This window comes from Tardiphaga sp. 841_E9_N1_2 (assembly GCF_051811065.1).
Taxonomy (GTDB): domain Bacteria; phylum Pseudomonadota; class Alphaproteobacteria; order Rhizobiales; family Xanthobacteraceae; genus Tardiphaga; species Tardiphaga robiniae.
Genome location: NZ_JBPWQC010000001.1, coordinates 2,737,174 through 2,753,746, shown reverse-complemented (window position 1 = coordinate 2,753,746; position 16,573 = coordinate 2,737,174). Strand labels below are relative to the sequence as shown.

The 16,573-nt window shown below is 64.1% G+C and carries 14 protein-coding genes; 6 read left to right on the top strand and 8 right to left on the bottom strand.

What is annotated here, in order from left to right; genetic code table 11:
- Window positions 1-105 precede the first annotated feature (105 nt).
- From AB8A50_RS13280 to AB8A50_RS13265, 4 genes are all read right to left on the bottom strand, one after another.
- A complete protein-coding gene (locus AB8A50_RS13280; RefSeq protein ID WP_439077935.1) occupies window positions 106-1,497 on the bottom strand; it encodes an MFS transporter in 1,392 nt (463 codons plus the stop codon).
- Between the two features lie 183 nt (window positions 1,498-1,680).
- Window positions 1,681-3,087, bottom strand: a complete 1,407-nt coding sequence (locus tag AB8A50_RS13275; protein ID WP_231079783.1) for an MATE family efflux transporter — start codon at window positions 3,085-3,087, stop codon at window positions 1,681-1,683.
- Window positions 3,084-3,587 (bottom strand): helix-turn-helix transcriptional regulator, encoded by a 504-nt coding sequence (locus tag AB8A50_RS13270; RefSeq protein ID WP_175368385.1) that lies wholly within the window; start codon window positions 3,585-3,587, stop codon window positions 3,084-3,086. The genes AB8A50_RS13275 and AB8A50_RS13270 overlap by 4 nt, the downstream gene beginning before the upstream one ends.
- A gap of 199 nt (window positions 3,588-3,786) precedes the next feature.
- Window positions 3,787-5,349, bottom strand: a complete 1,563-nt coding sequence (locus AB8A50_RS13265) for an AMP-binding protein (protein WP_439077934.1) — start codon at window positions 5,347-5,349, stop codon at window positions 3,787-3,789.
- A 188-nt stretch (window positions 5,350-5,537) separates the two neighbouring features.
- Between AB8A50_RS13265 and AB8A50_RS13260 the strand changes: the two genes are divergently transcribed.
- Genes AB8A50_RS13260 through AB8A50_RS13250 form a run of 3 tightly spaced genes read left to right on the top strand, consistent with a single transcriptional unit; the run spans window position 5,538 to window position 7,549 of the window.
- A complete protein-coding gene (locus tag AB8A50_RS13260) occupies window positions 5,538-6,146 on the top strand; it encodes a LemA family protein (RefSeq protein WP_089265314.1) in 609 nt (202 codons plus the stop codon).
- Window positions 6,147-6,170: 24 nt separating this feature from the next.
- A complete protein-coding gene (locus tag AB8A50_RS13255; RefSeq protein WP_184519029.1) occupies window positions 6,171-7,052 on the top strand; it encodes a TPM domain-containing protein in 882 nt (293 codons plus the stop codon).
- Window positions 7,052-7,549, top strand: coding sequence for a TPM domain-containing protein (locus AB8A50_RS13250; RefSeq protein WP_439077933.1), 498 nt, complete (start codon window positions 7,052-7,054; stop codon window positions 7,547-7,549). Before AB8A50_RS13255 ends, AB8A50_RS13250 begins: the two co-directional genes overlap by 1 nt.
- 3 nt (window positions 7,550-7,552) lie before the next feature.
- On the opposite strand, the gene AB8A50_RS13245 is transcribed toward AB8A50_RS13250, so the two are convergent.
- Window positions 7,553-8,164, bottom strand: coding sequence for a glutathione S-transferase family protein (locus AB8A50_RS13245; RefSeq protein ID WP_439077932.1), 612 nt, complete (start codon window positions 8,162-8,164; stop codon window positions 7,553-7,555).
- Between the two features lie 173 nt (window positions 8,165-8,337).
- On the opposite strand from AB8A50_RS13245, the gene AB8A50_RS13240 reads away from it, so the two are divergent.
- From AB8A50_RS13240 to AB8A50_RS13230, 3 genes are all read left to right on the top strand, one after another.
- Entirely contained in the window at window positions 8,338-9,300 is a 963-nt protein-coding gene (locus tag AB8A50_RS13240; RefSeq protein WP_439077931.1) for a hypothetical protein, read from the top strand.
- Window positions 9,301-9,394: 94 nt separating this feature from the next.
- Window positions 9,395-10,903: a hypothetical protein gene (locus AB8A50_RS13235; protein WP_439077930.1), complete on the top strand. Its 1,509-nt coding sequence runs from the start codon at window positions 9,395-9,397 to the stop codon at window positions 10,901-10,903.
- A gap of 12 nt (window positions 10,904-10,915) precedes the next feature.
- Window positions 10,916-11,074, top strand: a complete 159-nt coding sequence (locus AB8A50_RS13230; RefSeq protein WP_176454609.1) for a hypothetical protein — start codon at window positions 10,916-10,918, stop codon at window positions 11,072-11,074.
- A gap of 185 nt (window positions 11,075-11,259) precedes the next feature.
- Here AB8A50_RS13230 and AB8A50_RS13225 read toward each other — a convergent pair whose 3' ends face one another.
- From AB8A50_RS13225 to putA, 3 genes are all read right to left on the bottom strand, one after another.
- Window positions 11,260-11,826, bottom strand: a complete 567-nt coding sequence (locus AB8A50_RS13225) for a fasciclin domain-containing protein (RefSeq protein WP_175368393.1) — start codon at window positions 11,824-11,826, stop codon at window positions 11,260-11,262.
- Between the two features lie 218 nt (window positions 11,827-12,044).
- Entirely contained in the window at window positions 12,045-13,250 is a 1,206-nt protein-coding gene (locus AB8A50_RS13220) for a CaiB/BaiF CoA transferase family protein (RefSeq protein ID WP_439077929.1), read from the bottom strand.
- Between the two features lie 278 nt (window positions 13,251-13,528).
- Window positions 13,529-16,531 carry a bifunctional proline dehydrogenase/L-glutamate gamma-semialdehyde dehydrogenase PutA gene (gene putA / locus AB8A50_RS13215; RefSeq protein WP_439077928.1) on the bottom strand — a complete coding sequence of 1,001 codons (3,003 nt, stop codon included), beginning with the start codon at window positions 16,529-16,531 and terminating at the stop codon, window positions 13,529-13,531.
- Between the last annotated feature and the right edge of the window lie 42 nt (window positions 16,532-16,573).

Genomic DNA, 16,573 nt, shown 5'->3' with positions numbered 1-16,573 from the left:
TTGTTACTTGCGCTGCAAAATATCTGTCTCTGCACTGCAGTATATCACATCACTTAATACGGCATTGCAAAAGAGAAATGTGAGTTCGCTAAATTATCTCTGAAATCAGTGACTGGGTGACGACGGGACGATCAGCCGCAGGAAGCTCATGACGCAGCCGAGCGCGGCAAAACCGGCACCGAGCGCCAGCGCCCAGGTCGCGCCGCCATGGCCGAACAGGCCGAAGCAGAAGGCGGCGAGCGCCGCGCCCATGCTCTGGCCGGTCAGCCGGGCGGTGGCCACGATACCGCTGGCGCCGCCGCTACGGCCGGCCGGCGCGCTCGACATGATCGCCTTCATGTTCGGCGCCTGGAAGAAGCCGAAGCCGGCGCCGCAGATCACCATCCGCCAGACGATATTGGCGACGCTCGGGTCGGGCGGCAGGGTGGCCAGCAGCACCATGCCGATGCCGAGCAGGGCCATGCCGATACCGCCAAGAAGCCCGGCGGGATAGTGGTCCGACAACCGGCCGGCGATCGGCGCCATGATGCCGACGACCAGCGGCCAGGGCGTCAGGAAGAAGCCGGTCTCGACTGCCGAACGATGCAGAACTTCCTCGAAGTAGAACGGCAGCGACACAAAGGCGAGGCCCTGGACGGAGAAGGAGCAAACCGCCGTGGCCGCCGACAGCGCGAACAACGGGCGGCGAAACAGGTCGATCGGCAGCATGGGCGCAGGGTGATCGGCCTGCCGGCGGAGCAGCAGCCAGCCGAACAACAGGCCGGCAACCAGTTCGGCGACGACGATGGACGGCGCGGTGTGATGGGCGGCGCTGTCGATACCGAGGATCAGCAGGCCGAGGCAGAGCGAGGTCAGCAGGGCACCGAGAAAATCGAAACGATGGGTGGCGCGCGTGGTCTTTGGCAGTGTCTTGAGGCTGATGATAATGGCGGCGAGGCCGAAAGGCAGGTTGATCGCGAACAGCCAGGGCCAGGTTGCAACCGACAGGATGCCCGAGGCGATGGTAGGGCCGAGGGTGAAGGCCGTCGCGACGACGAGGGCATTATGACCGAGCCCGCGGCCAAAATGGCTTGGGGGATAAACCACACGGACCAGCGCGGCATTGACGCTCATGGCGCCGGCGGCGCCGAGGCCCTGCAGCACCCGCGCGAACAGCAAAGTGTCCAGCGACCACGCGAATGCGCAGGCGACCGACGCGATCGTGAACAGGATCAGCCCGCCGAGATAGATGCGCTGATGGCCGACAATCTCGCCCAGTGCGCCGAACGGCAGCAGCGTGGCGACCATGGCGATCTGGTAGACATTGACCACCCAGATCACATCCGCTGGCGTCGCATGCAGGTCGGCGGCGATGGAGGGCAACGCGATATTGGCAATGGCGGTATCGAGCGAGGCCATGGCAAGGGCGGTAAAGATGGCAAGCCGCGCCCAACGCTGCTGGCTCGGCGTCAGCCCTTCCGTCGGCTGGGGAGCCTGTGCCGCGATACCGTCTGCCATAGCTGGGGATTCCTGGGTGCGGCCGAACTGACCGCCGATCCGCGCTATCTAGGATAGTTCGCTTTGCCCCTACAGGCGTGCAACTGCATGAGGCATATGCACATCTTTACTCCCAGCGGAAAATCCGCTTACGGCTGATCACATCGCTGTCAGGCGATCGCATCGCTGGCGATCACATCGCCGTCAGACCGGCTTGGTCTTGAACCAGGTCCCGGACGCCACCGCCGTGACGATGATAGTGCCGTAGACGACCAGCGCGAAGGTCAGGCAGGCAAACAGCCAGGTCAGCGATCCCGTCAGCCGCAGCGCCAGCCAGCCGCCGCCGATCGAGATCAGGAGGCGCAGCACGCCGGCGAGCAGCGGATAGAGCATTTTGCCGGCGCCCTGGGAGGCAAAATAGAGCGACAGGCCCAGACCGAAGAAGCCATAGGCCGGGCCGACAATGCGCAGATAGGCGCTGCCGGTCTCGATCATCTGCGGATCCGAGCCGAACAGGCCGAGCCACGCGGCTGGCCAGATCGCGGCCGCCAGGCCGACGGTTTCGGTGATCACGAACACCATGCCGCCGCCGATCAGCGCCGCCCGCAGCGCACGCTGCTCCTGTCCGGCGCCGATATTGGTGCCGACCAGGGCGACCAGCGGTCCGCCAAACCCGAAGGCCAGCGGCACCATCAGATATTCCAGCCGGACGCCGGTGCCGAAGCCCGCCACGGCGTCGCCGCCAGCGAAGCCGCCGACCAGTGCGGTGGTCAGCAGCACCGTGAAACTCGTCTGCAGCGAAATCACCGCAGCGATGGCGCCGACACGCAAGATGTCGGCTGAGAGATCCCAGCGCAGCCGCGCCAGTTTGAAATGGACGATGCAGCGGCCGGAGAGAATGTAGCCGGCGAGTACCGCGCCGACGGTGAAGGTGGACAGCACCACAGCCCAGCCGCCGCCGGCAATGCCGAGCGCCGGAATCGGTCCCCAGCCGAAGATCAGCAGCGGCGACAGCGGGATCAGCAGCACCACGCCGATACAGATCGACAGCGACGGCACCAGCATGTTGCCGGTGCCGCGGATGATGCTGGCAAAGCCGTTCATCAGCCAAACTAAAACGCTGCCGCCGAACACCACGTTGGAATACTGCATGGCCGCGTCCAGCGCGCCGCCGCTGACACCCATCGCGGTGTAAATCGCACGGCCCCAGATCAGGAAGATCGCCGAGCCGATGAGGCCGAGCAGGATATTGATAAGGGTCGCGTGCATTACCAGCGCCTCGGCATCGTCGGTGCGCCTTGCGCCGAGCGCACGCGCAATCGCCGAGGAAATGCCGCCGCCCATGGCGCCAGCCGACAGCATCTGCATCATCATGAAGCCGGGAAACACCACCGCCATGCCGGTCAGCGCGTCGCTGCCGAGATGCGACACCCACCAGGTCTCGATCAGGCCGGTGGAGGCCTGCGCCAGCATCACCAGCAGATTGGGCCAGGCGAGCTTGACCAGCGTGGAGGCGATTGGCGCCTGCAGCAGCATCCGCGTCCGCGGGTTCATCTCGTGGACGGGCGCAGCCGTGGCGGCGACGATGGCCTGCGGCGTTTCCAGTTTCATGGTGATCCGTCCTTCTGCGGGCGCGGTTTGCTGAGCCGCCGTTGCACGCGTGCGCTGGCGGCAGGGCCGGGCGCATTGGCGTGGGTGGCTTCGGTGATTGGTTTGCCGGTACGGCGGTCGACCAGGATGGGATCGGCGGTCTCGCCGGTCTCCTTGTCGATCAGAACAACGCTTTCACCCTCAGGCGCGAAGTGCCGGTTGCCCCAGCTTTGCAGCGACCACAGCACGGAGCGGAAATCCCGGCCGCGCGGGGTCACGATATATTCGTAGCGCGGTGGCTTTTCGCAATATAGCCGCTTCTCCAGCAACCCGGCCTCGACCAGGACTGCCAGCCGACGGGTCAGCATGTTCGGCGCGATGTTGAGGTTCTTCTGGAACTGGTCGAACCGCGTCATGCCGTAAATGGCGTCGCGCATGATCAGAATGCTCCACCACTCGCCGACGCGCTCAAGGCTGCGGGCGACCGGGCATTCCAGTTTCTCGAAACTCTTGCGCTCCATGGGGGGAAGATAGGGGAGTAACTATCATCATGCAAGTCACTTGGTGGTGACCCTCCACTGTCATTCCGGGGCGCAGGTCAGCGGCGAAGCCGCTGGCAGGCGAACCCGGAATCCCGAAGTGTTCAGCCATGTCGAGATTCCGGGTTCGCGTGCGCAAGATGCACACGCGCCCCGGAATGACGGCGTTAGTGCTAAGTCCTTACCCCACCATCCGCTCGCGCCCGACCCAGAAGCTCGCGCGCAGCGCCTTCTTGTCTATCTTGCCGACGCCGGTCATCGGCAATTCGCTGACGAACTTGATGTGTTTCGGCGCATGGGCCGAACCCTTGCGGGTCTTCACCAGATTGATCAGCTCATCCGCATCCGGCTTCGCACCGCCACGCGCGACCACGATGGCGGTGACAGCCTCGCCCCATTTGTCGTCGGGCACGCCGACCACGGCGCACATGGCGACATCGGCATGGGTGGTGAGCACATCCTCGATCTCGCGCGGGAAGATGTTGAAGCCGCCGGAAACGATCATGTCCTTCTTGCGGTCGAGGATGAACATGTAGCCGCGCTCGTCGGCGCGGGCGATGTCGCCGGTGTGCAGCCAGCCGTTCTTCAGCGTTTCGGCCGTCTGCTCCGGCCGCTTCCAGTATTCCTTCATGACATGCGGCGCGCGCACGCAGATTTCGCCGGCCTCGCCGGGCGACACTTCCTGATCGTCATCGTCGAGAATGCGGACGTCGCAGACTGCGATGGGGAAGCCGCAAGACAGGAATAGTTCGGGCTTCTTCGGATCATGATCCGTCTTGCGCAGCACCGACACTGGATAGCATTCGGTCTGCCCGTAGAGCTGCGAGAACACCGGGCCGATACGTTCGATGCCTTCGACCAGCCGGCTCGGTGACATCGGCGATGCGCCGTAAAGTACCAGATCGAGCGACGATAGATCGGTTTTTGGCAGCACCGGACTGTCGAGCAGCACATAGATCATGGTCGGCACGAACAGCGTGAAGTTGATCCGTTCGCGTTCGATGGTGTTGAGCACCGCCTCGGGATCGAAGCCCTTCAGCATATGCACCGTGCCGCCGCGCATCAGCGTCGGCAGCACCTTGGTGCCGGCGACATGGCTGATCGGTGCAACCGTGAGATAGCTCGGCGTGTCCGGGATCTCGAAGTCGGACAGAATGGCGCTGGCAAAGCCCGACACTTCGCGATGCCGGCGCAGCGCGCCCTTGGATTTTCCGGTGGTGCCACCGGTGTAGTTCAGCACGGCGATGTCATCGACCTGTGCAAAGTCCCGCGCGGTGGCGCTGCCGCCTGAGCCGACGACTTTCAGCAGATCGATGCCGTAGTCTGCACGGCCCAGCGTGAATACGTGTTGTAGGCCCTGCGCGCGCGAGGCGAGCTCGCCGCCGCGCTGCAGGAAATTGTCGGCATCGATGATCAGGATCGCTGCTTCGGCATCCTCGATCTGGTCGATCTGATCCTGCATCGAGCCCAGCGGGTGCAGCCATGAGATTGCGAAACGCGACAGTTGCGCGGCGACGCCGGCGCACCAGGTGTCGGCGCGGTTCGCGGTCAGCAACGCCACTTTCGTGCCGGGCTGTGCGCCGAGGTTCATGAACACATTCTGCAGCCGCGCGATCAGGTCCGTGGTGCCGCGATAGGTGATGGTGCCGCCGGGCCAGCTGAAAGCGATGCGGTCCGGATAGCGCGCCAGGGCCCGCAGGGTCTGCGCGCCAACGGTCGGAAACGTGTTCAGCACGTCCGTCATGGAAACCTCCCCAAATGTCCTCGGCTTCTGTGGGCCGATGGTTGCGGCAAGGCTAACAACGAATGTCGTGCATGCAAACATAAACCCGTATGGGCATTGCAGCATTCGCGATGAACTTGTGGCGGCTTTCGTCGTTTGCCTGTGCTAGAAGCGGTCGAGCCATTTGAGCCGCGTCACAGGAGAATTTCATGCGCAAGTTTTTGACCGTGCTGGCAGCACTGGCGACTCTCAGCCTGACCAATTGCGGTTACAACGCGATCCAGACCAATGATGAGCAGGTCAAGTCGGCCTGGTCGGAGGTGGTCAACCAGTATCAGCGCCGCGCGGACCTCGTGCCGAATCTCGTGAATTCCGTGAAGGGCTTCGCGCAGCAGGAGAAGGACGTTCTTCTGGGCGTCACAAATGCACGCGCCAAGGTCGGCTCGGTGCAGGCGACGCCCGATGTGGTCAACGATCCCGCCGCGCTGCAGAAATTCCAGGCCGCGCAAGGCGAACTCTCCAGCGCGCTGTCGCGCTTGCTCGTGGTCACCGAGAACTATCCGCAGCTCAAGTCGGACGCGCTGTTCAAGGATCTGATGTCGCAGCTCGAAGGCACCGAGAACCGCATCACCGTGGCGCGCAACCGCTACATCAAGTCGGTGCAGGATTATAACGTGGGCGTGCGCACCTTCCCGAACAATCTCACCGCGATGATGTTCGGCTACAAGGAGAAGGCGAATTTCTCGGTCGCCAATGAGAGCGAAATCTCGACCGCGCCGAAGGTCGACTTCAACCCGACGCCGGCGCCAGCGAAATAGGCCGGTGCCGATCAGGCCGATCCGATGAAGGCGATCAAAGCCTGCCTGCTGGCATTGCTGCTGTGCTGGAGCGCCGTCGCTCTGGCCGATGTGGCCGTGCCGGCTTTGACGGGGCGCGTGGTCGACCAGACCGCGACGCTGAGCCAGGGCGAACAGGCATCGCTCGACAGCACGCTGCGTGATTTCGAGTCGCGCAAGGGCAGCCAGATCGTGGTGCTGATCGTGCCCACCACGGCGCCGGAAGCCATCGCGCAATACTCCATCCGCGTTGCCGAAGCCTGGAAGATTGGCCGCAAGAAAGTCGATGACGGCGCGATCCTGCTGGTCGCCAAGGACGATCGCAAGCTGCGCATCGAAGTCGGCTACGGCCTCGAAGGCGCGCTGACCGACGTGACCACGAAACGGATCATGGACGAGATCATCACGCCGCGCTTCAAGACCGGCGATTTCGCCGGTGGCATCACGGCCGGCGTCAACCAGATCATCAAGGTGATCGACGGCGAGCCGCTGCCGGCGCCGGATGAATGGAAGGGCAATTCGAATGCCCTCGATCAGATCATGGAATATGCGCCGTTCCTGCTGTTCGGCGTTCTGATCTTCGGCAGCATCCTGCGCAACATTTTCGGCCGGCTGTTCGGCTCGCTGGCGACCGGCGGGCTCGTCACCGCGGTGGTCTGGCTGGTCGCCGGCAGCCTGCTGTTCGGCGGTATTCTCGGCGCGGTCGCGTTTTTCTTTACGCTGATCAGCGAGGCCCTCATGTCGGGCGGCGGAGGCGGTGGACGTCGCGGCGGTGGCTATATCGGGGGCGGCGGCGGTTCCTGGTCATCAGGGAGTTCATCGAGCAGCGGCGGCTTCAGCGGAGGCGGCGGCAGTTTCGGTGGCGGCGGCGCTTCGGGGAGTTGGTGATGAGCCTGAAACGCATCGGCAACCATCTGCTCGGCAATCGCTCGCGGGTCCGCAAGGCGTTCCCGCCGCAATCGCTGGCGGCGATCGAACAGGCCATCAAGGCCTCCGAAGCCAGCCATGCCGGACAGATCCGCTTCGTGGTCGAGGGCGCGCTCGACGGCGCGCCGCTGTTCCGCAATCAATCCGCGCGCGAACGCGCCATTGATGTGTTCGCGCAACTGCGCGTCTGGGACACCGCGCATAACAACGGCGTGCTGATCTATCTGCTGCTCGCCGATCGCGATGTCGAGATCGTGGTCGACCGCGGCATCGATGCCCGCGTCGGTAAAGCCGGCTGGGAAGCGATCTGCCAGATGATGGAAGCCGAGTTTCGCGCCGGGCATTTCGAACGCGGCGTGATCAAGGGCATCGATGCGGTGACGCAGCATCTGGCGACGCATTTTCCGCGCGACGCCGCGTCGGTGAATGAACTACCGGATGCGCCGGTGGTGCTGTAGGCATTACGCCTTTGCCGACTCCCGCGCGCCCACCCGCTCGAACCACGCCGCGATCTTCGCATTTCCGCGATCCCACGGCTGCTTCACCTTGTCGGCGAAATCGAGCCAGCAGAACAACACGATGTCGGCCATCGTGAACCGCTCGCCGCAGATGAAGGTCTTGCCGCCCATCTGGCCGTCGAGCCAGCGCAGCCGGTCGATGGCGATTGTCTTCAGGCCCGGCGCGCCTTCGGGCACGCAGACGATGCGCGTCTCGAAGCGCTTCAACCCCTCCGAAAAGCGATAGCCATTGGCGATGTGCTGGCAGATATTGAGATCGACGCGCTGGCGCCACATCCGTGCCTCGGCGCGCTGCTCGGGCGTGGTGCCGATCAGCGCCGGCATCGGATGCGTCTCCTCGACATATTCGCAGATCGCCACCGTCTCCGACACATAGGCGCCATCGTCGAGTTCGAGCGTCGGCATCTGCCCATGCGGATTGCGCGCCAGATGCGCGGGTTCGCGGTTCTCGCCACCAGCAAGATCGACGGTCTGGACGGGGAGGCCGATGCCCTTCTCGGCCATGAACATGCGCACCACGCGCGGATTCGGTCCGATGGAATCGTAGAGCTTCATGGCATTTCCCCGATTGTCTGTTTGCAGGTGTTGTGTGGGCCGGGCGGGCGCGCGTCAAGCAACGGTTCCCACCGCCGGACGAGAGGTGAAATTTTCGTAAGCACGGCACCCGGTAAGGATTTGGCAAGCAATGAAAGTTACCAAAGTGTTCATCTATTCCGGAGAATTTGATCGTGAGCGAGCATAAGGCCGATTCCACCCCAGACGTCAGCGGCGATCACGTCGACACCGGCGCCGCGGCGGCAGCCGGTTCCCACGATGCTGACATTCACGTGGATTCGCCGAAGCTCGCACCGGAGCAGGGCGAGGAGCGCCCCGCCCAGATGCCAAAGAGGGAAGCGCCGAAGCTCGGAGCGCCAGGTCGGATCACCATCATGGCTCCCTCCCGCGACAGCGGCCCTCGTGACGGCGCATCCCGCGAGAGTGCATCGCGCGAGCACTCCTGGGAAGACCTCGTCAATTCCGAGCCGAAGATTGAGTCGGCAGAGAAGGCTGGCCGCAGCCGGATGATGGCGATTGCCGCGATGATCGCGCTGGGTATCACCGTCGGCGCAGTCGGCGGTTCGGTGGCCATGTCGGGCCTCGGCAAGCTGTTTGCCGCCGACGACACCAAGTCGACCAACCAGGCACTGGAAGAACACATTGCCCGTCTCGACGGCGAACTCTCGGCGCTCAAGGCCGAGGTCGACCGCAACGCCAAGCAGTCCATTGCGGCGCGCGCGAAGTCTGCCGAGCGTCTCGACAAGCTCGAGAAGGGCCAGGCCGAACCGGCCGCGAAACTCGCGAAGCTGAGCGAGACCGTCGAAAAGCTGCGCACCACGCCGCCGCCTGCTGCTGCTGCGCCCGCGCCGGCCCCTGCACCGGTTGCCTCGGCACCGGCCAAGGAAGTGACAGGTTCGATCAACGCCCCGGTGCCGACCCCGACACCGAAGCCCGAAGTTGCGCGCCTGCCCATGGTCGAAGGCTGGCGCATCATCGACATCGCCGGCGGCGGCGCCACTATCGAGGGCCGTGCCGGAATCTTCGAAGTCTATGCCGGTGATCCGGTTCCGGGTCTCGGCCGCGTCGATGCGATCCGCAAGCAGGATGGTCGCTGGACGGTGGTCACGAGCCGCGGCCTGATCGTCGCCCGCTGATCCGCTCTTCTAGCGACGAATGCGTTCAGGCCGCTGCTGGTGCAGCGGCCTTTGTTTTGGGCTAGCCTCCCGACGTTACGTTTGGGATTGTGCCGTGCGACTTCGCTTGAGCTTCATTGCCGTGCTGCTCGGCCTCGTGGCTCCTGTCGCGCGGGCGGATGAGGGCAATGGTCTCGCCGTCACCGATCCCGGTGTGTTGCGGGCACTGGAAACGCACAACACCCACGGTCTCAGCCTCGCGCAGCTGCTAGATCCCGCGCGGACAACGCCGATCCCCAACGACGCGCTGTTTGCTCTGCCTGCGATGACACAAATCCGCGCCGCGCTGGACGATGCCTTCGCACGCTATCTCGCCGATCATCAAAAGCATCAGCCGCGTGTGAGGATCGGAGTCGGCCCCGGCCACGATGTGCAACTGTTCGACCAGGCGACGCTGACATCGCCGGACGTGCGGTTCGTTCTCGCCGGGATCGTCAATCGCATGGACCGGGCCTATGTCGCGCCGGAGACCTGCGGCGAGATCAGGCTGATCTATCGCCTCACGCGCACGGCCGCTGGCATAACGCCGCCGCGCCTGCCGATGACGCTCAATCTTGTGCTTCATGCGAAGGACCCGAACGATGCGTCGGTGACATGCGCGGATCTCGCCGGGCGCTGGCTCGACGCCGCGTCGTTCAGCGAGACTGGTGCAGCACGCGCGGATCGCTTGCTGAAACCGGATGGCCCGCTTGCGACAATCACAGCCGCGCATATCGATCGCATCGAGACCAATCTGCAGATTGCGCATCGACCGAAGTCCGAGACGCAGGAATTCCGCACCGACTATTTGCAGAAGGTGTTTCGCTTCGATGCCACCGTGAAGCAGTTTCGCGAGGCACCCATGGAGAACCAGATCGACCGTGACCGGTTGCTGGCTGACGCGGCGCTCGGTCGCGCGTTTCGCGACTGGCTGCTTGAGCCCGCCAATCTCCTTGCTTTCGATCGCGGTACAGTTTTGATCCCCGAGAAATTCCTTGCGACCACGTCGCTGTCGTCGACACCAGCCGGCTTTGCACCGTCGGCGCTACAGCCGGAGTTCGGGCTGATAGACAGCAAGGGGAAGGGCGTGTTCAGCGAGCGCGACGTCGTGAACGCGCTGGAACGAGCCATATCGCAGGGCGGCGCGCTCGAGAACATCCGCTCACCGACCGGCTTTGCTCGCCGACTGAACGACATCACCTGCGGCGGCTGCCACCAGATTCGCGGCATCGGCGGCTTTCATTTTCCTGGTGCGAATACGCTGGCAGAGCAATCGCAGGGAACGGTTCCGGCATCGCCGCATTTCATCGGTGACCAGCCCCGCCGTCGCGATATCGTCATGGCGATACGCGATGGAAAGGCGCCGGATTTTTCGCGCGGCTTCTCCGATCGCCCGCAGATGCGTGGTAACAATGAACTCGCGGGATCGCCTCTCCTCGATGGCTGGGGTGCGACATGTTATCGACCGAAGCAGAAGGGCGTCGCGGACAAGAGCTTCGCGTCCTGGACTTGTGCCGAAGGTCTCGCCTGTCAGCAGGTTGGCGCGGATGCGTCGTCTGCAATCGGCATGTGTTTCGTGAAATGAAATGAGGACGCGATGAACGAGACCGACAAAGAGATCAAGGAACGCGACATCGCGATCGCCGAGAATGAAAGCAAGCAGCAGACGACAAGCAGCATCCGCGTCAGCGTCTGGGCGATCGGTGTGGCGGTTCTGCTCGGGCTCGGCTTCTTCGGATGGCTGCTGGCGCGGTAGCGTTTCCCTCGCCCCGCAGTGCGAAGCATAGCTTCGCTAGGCGGGGAGAGGGTGGATCGAACGCACGAAGGGCGTTCGAGACGGGTGGGGAGCCAGCGTGTGAAATATTGGCTCCCCCTCACCCGAATTGCTCCGCTCCGCTCGCAATTCGACCTCTCCCCGCAAGCGGGGAGAGGTAAGATCAATCAGCCCGGCATCAGCACAGTGTTGACGACGTGGATCACGCCGTTCGACTGGTTGACGTTCGGGATCGTCACCGTGGAGGCGCCACCCTTGGCATCGACGATCGTGACCTTGCCGCCCGAACGCTTGACGGTGAGCTGTTCGCCTTCGACGGTAGTCAGCTTCTTGCCATCGGTGAGGTCGGCCGCCGAGAGCCGTCCGGGCACCACATGATAGGTGAGGATCTTGGTGAGGGTCATCTTGTTCTCGGGCTGCACCAGCGTATTGACCGTGCCCTTCGGCAGTTTGCCGAATGCGGCATTGGTCGGCGCGAAGACGGTAAACGGGCCGGGGCTGGCCAGCGTATCGACGAGGCCGGCAGCCTTCACGGCGGCGACCAGCGTGGTGTGATCCTTCGAATTCACCGCGTTCTCGACGATGTTCTTCGACGGATACATCGCGGCGCCGCCTACCATGACGGTGTTCTCGCCCTTCATCATCTTGGCAGCAGCAGGCTCAAGGAAGCTCGCCGAAATCATCAGCGTGCTGAAGGCGGCAAATGACAGTAGTGCAATGCGCTTCTTGGACATGGTCGTCTCCCAGGTGATAGTGGCGTCGCCGGCGGGGAATCCGCAGACCTCGTGATCTCGTGGCCGCGCGACATGGCGAGTGCCTGTTGCGCTAACGAGATCAGCTACGCATCTTGGGAGAGGCGGTTTCAGGTCGGCCCGTGACCACTTCGTGATCACGGGCCGCATCGCAATTTGAAACTCTTTCGCGCGGGCTGCGTAACCCGCGGCTTGCGCGACTATGCTACCGTGCCGGAAGCGCGCAACCGCGCGATATCGGCATCATTGAAGCCCGCAGCGCGCAGGATCTCGTCGCTGTGCTGGCCGATGGACGGCGGCAGATGCGGCTTGCGCTTGGTCTCGCCGCCTATCCAGATCGGGCTGTTGATGGTGAGGATGTCGGTTCCCTCGAACGGGATCAGCACATCGTTGTCCTTCATCTGCTGATCATTGGGGATGTCGTCGAGGATGCCGACGAAGCCGAAGACAAGACCGTTACCGTCAAGCCGCTCGCGCCAGTCGGCGAGGTCGCGGGTCGCGAACACCTCGTCGAGGATCCTGATCAGCTCGACCGAGCGCGCATGGCGATCAGGTTTGGTTGCGAAGCGCGGATCGTCGCGCAGGTCCTCGCGGCCGAGGCATTTGGTGAAAGCCGGCCACTGCCGCTCCTCGGCGAGCAGCGACAGCATGATCCAGCGGCCGTCGCGGCACCTGTAGTGATTGGTGACGGCGTTGAGCGCTTCCTCGCGCGAGCGGCGTTTCTCGAACTTGGCGCCCACCAGCTTGGCCTGTGCCAGCACGCTCGACGACCACACACCATTGGCCATCAGGTTCGATTTCACCTGGCAGCCCTTGCCTGTCTTCTCGCGCTTGTAGAGCGCGGTGACGATGGCGCCATACAGCGCCATGGCGCAGGGGTGATCGCCCATGCCGGCAATCGAACGCGCGGGCGTGGTGTCCTCATCGGCGCGCACGAGATCCATCATGCCGGAGCGTGCCCACCAAGCGGTGGAGTCGAAGCCGGGCTTGTCGGCTTCCGCGCCCTTGTCGCCATAGCCGGTGAAGCAGGCATAAATCAGCCGCTCGTTCAGCGGCGCGATATCCTCATAGGCAATCTTCAGGCGCTTGCGCACTGGCGGGGGGAAATTGGTGATGAACACGTCGGCTTCGGCGATGAGCTTGTAGAGCACCGCCTGGCCTTCCGGCTTGGCCAGATCGAGCGCCAGGCTTTTCTTGTTCCGGCTCTCCATCATCCACGCATAGTTGTGTTCGCTCTTGGGATAACCGGGCAGGTTGGGCAGGTTGCGATAGGGATCGCCAGCACCGGGCGGTTCGATCTTGATGACGTCGGCGCCGAAGTCGGACAGCACTGTGGCTGCGGCGGGCGCGGCGATGAAACTCGCACAGTCAAGCACCTTCAGCCCCTTGAACAGACCGTCTTCCATACGTCACTCCCGTCGCTTTTGTTCTGCGTGTTGTTCTTGCCGTCTGCCGGAATTTAATTCCATCCGGAATCCGGTGGCGCATTTGACCCATCTTCGATGGGTGATGCAACGGGCTCAGCTAACCCTCCCCTGGAGGGGGAGGGTCGCTGCGTGCATAGCGCGCAGCGGGGTAGGGTGAAGCAGCAAGCTCCGTCGTTGTGGCTTCACCCCACCCCGTCTCGCAACACGCGTTGCGCGCTGCTCACCGACCCTCCCCCTCCAGGGGAGGGTAAGAAGGATCAGTTTTGATCTGTCATCAATGCTGCATTGCCACCCGCGGCGGCGGTGTTGATCGTCACCGTCTGCTCGGTGGCGAAGCGGGCGAGGTAATGCGGGCCGCCGGCTTTCGGCCCGGTGCCTGAGAGTCCGAAGCCGCCGAAGGGTTGCACGCCCACCACAGCGCCGATCATGTTGCGGTTCACATAGACATTGCCGACCGGCAGGCGCGCAATTACGCGCTCAACCATATCGTCGATCCGCGAATGCACGCCGAGCGTGAGCCCGTAGCCGGTGTCGGCAATGTCCTGCAACACCTGGTCGAAGTCGGCAGCGCGGTAGCGCACCACATGCAGGATCGGACCGAACACTTCCTCGGTGAGCCCACGTGCGTTCGCGAGTTCGAAGATATGCGGCGCGACGAAGTTGCCTGCACGTGCTGTGCCCGCGAGATGCACGCGTGCTTCGGTCGTCATGCGCGCAATATGCGCATCGAGCTTTTGCTTTGCCTCGGTGTCGATCACCGGGCCGATATGGGTGGCGGCATCACGGGGATCGCCCAGCTTGAGTTCCCGGGCTGCGCCCACGATCATCTCGATCATGCGGTCGGCGACATCGTCCTGCACCAATAGCAGCCGCAACGCGGAGCAACGCTGCCCGGCCGACCGGAACGCGGACATCACCACGTCGTCGGCGACCTGTTCGGGTAGGGCGGTGGCATCGACGATCATGGCGTTGATGCCGCCGGTCTCGGCGATCAGTGGCACGATCGGGCCATCCTTGGCGGCGAGGGTGCGGTTGATCGATCGCGCCACCTCTGTTGATCCCGTGAACACCACGCCGGCAATGGCGGGATGCGCGACGAGCGCCGCACCGGTGCGGCCGTCACCCTGGATCAGATGCAGTGCTGACGTGGGCACACCGGCTTCATGAAGCAGGCGCACGGCCCGCGCCGCGATGCGTGGCGTTTGCTCGGCCGGCTTGGCGACGACCGTATTGCCCGCCATCAGTGCGGCGCTGACCTGGCCGAGAAAGATCGCCAGCGGAAAATTCCACGGCGAGATGGCGACGAAGACGCCACGGCCGCGCAGGCTCAACACGTTGCTCTCGCCGGTGGGCCCGGGCATTGTCTGGCCAGTGCCGAATTGCTTGCGGCCCTGCGCGGCGTAGTAACGGCAGAAGTCGATGGCTTCGCGGACCTCCGACAGCGCATCGTCGAGCGTCTTGCCGCCTTCCTGTTGCAGCAATGCGATGAAGGACGCGCGGCGCTGTTCCAGACGATCGGCGGCGTTGTCGAGGATCGCCGCGCGTTCATGTGCTGGGGTGTGGCTCCATGACGCAAAGCCTGTGCGCGCTACCGTCACCGCAGCATCTGCCTGCTCGGCATTGGCATCGACCACCTTGTCCATGTCTGGCTTGCTGGCCGCAATCTCGGCTAGCAATTTCTCCAACGCAGCGCGTTCGCCGAATTCGATGCCGCGTGAATTGGTGCGCTCCGGTCGATAGAGATCGGCTGGCAGCGGAATCTTCGCGTGTCGCGCACGATCGGGAGCGCCGATGATCGCGGCCGGTCGCTGCAGCAAGCTTGCGATCGGCACGGCGTCATCCGCGGCGATCGCCACGAAAGATGAGTTCGCGCCATTCTCCAGCAGCCGTCGCACCAGATAGGCCAGCAGATCGCGATGGCTGCCGACCGGCGCATAGGTGCGCCAGCGGATCGCGGGATGATCCTTGTCGAGTTGCTCATAGAGCGCGTCGCCCATGCCGTGCAGGCGCTGGAATTCGTAGCCGCTGCTGGTGCCGGCCAGTTCCAGAATGGCCGCGACCGTCAGCGCGTTGTGCGTGGCGAACTGCGGAAAGATGCGCGGCCGCAAAGCCAGCAGCTTCTGTGCGCAGGAAATGTAGTTCAGGTCGGTCATCGCCTTGCGCGTGAACACCGGATAGCCAGCGAGGCCGCGTTCCTGCGCGCGCTTGATCTCGGTGTCCCAATAGGCGCCTTTCACGAGGCGCACCATCATCCTGCGATCGTGACGGCGCGCCAGCGCGTCGATGTGATCGATCACATCCGCGCAGCGCTTCTGATAGGCCTGGATTGCAAGCCCGAAGCCATCCCAACCTGTCAGCGAGGGATCGGCAAAGGCCGCATCGATCACATCGAGCGAGAGTTCGAGCCGGTCGGCTTCTTCGGCGTCGACGGTGAAATTGAGGTCATAACTCTTCGCTTGCTGCGCCAGCGCGATCAGGCGCGGCACCAGTTCACGCATCACGCGCTGATGGCTCACCGCCTCATAGCGCGGATGCAGCGCCGAGAGTTTGACCGAGATACCCGGCCGGTCAGGCAGCGGGTTGTTGCCCGCGGCGTGGCCGATGGCCGAGATGGCCGAGGCATAGGAGTCGAAATAGCGCTGCGCGTCGTCCCTGGTGCGGGCGCCTTCGCCAAGCATGTCGAAGGAGTAGCGCGCCGGGCGCTCGGACGGCGCGCGGGCGCGGGCCAGCGCCGCGTCGATGGTTTCGCCGAGCACGAAGTGGCTGCCCATCAGCCGCATTGCCTGCCGTGTCGCCGTGCGCACTGCGGGCACGCCGATCCGCTTCGCCAGCCGGCCGAGCGTTCCCGTCGGCGTCTCGCCGGGCTGGATCGCGCGCTGCGAGATGCCGAGCGCCCAGGCCGAGGCATTGACCAGGAAGGCGCTCGACCTGGTCTCGTGATGGATGAAATCGCCCTGACCGAGCTTGTCCTCGATGAAGGCGTCGGCGGTGCGTGCGTCCGGCACCCGCAGCAGCGCCTCCGCCAGCACCATCAGCGCAAGGCCCTCTTTGGTGGAGAGCGCATATTCCCGCAGCATGTCCTCGACGCCGCCGAAGCGGTCGTCCTTGGCGCGGATCGCGTCGATCAGGCGCGTGGCCGTTGCGTCGATCCGCGCGTCCTGGGCGGGCGTCATGGCTGCGTCGGCCAGAAGCCCGGCGGCGATGGCCCCATCATCCGGTGCATAGGGAGCGGTGAAGGGAGGCATGGAATCGGGTGGCATGGGCGTTTCCTCGGATATCCTTCAAGCCTAATCCCGGTCTGT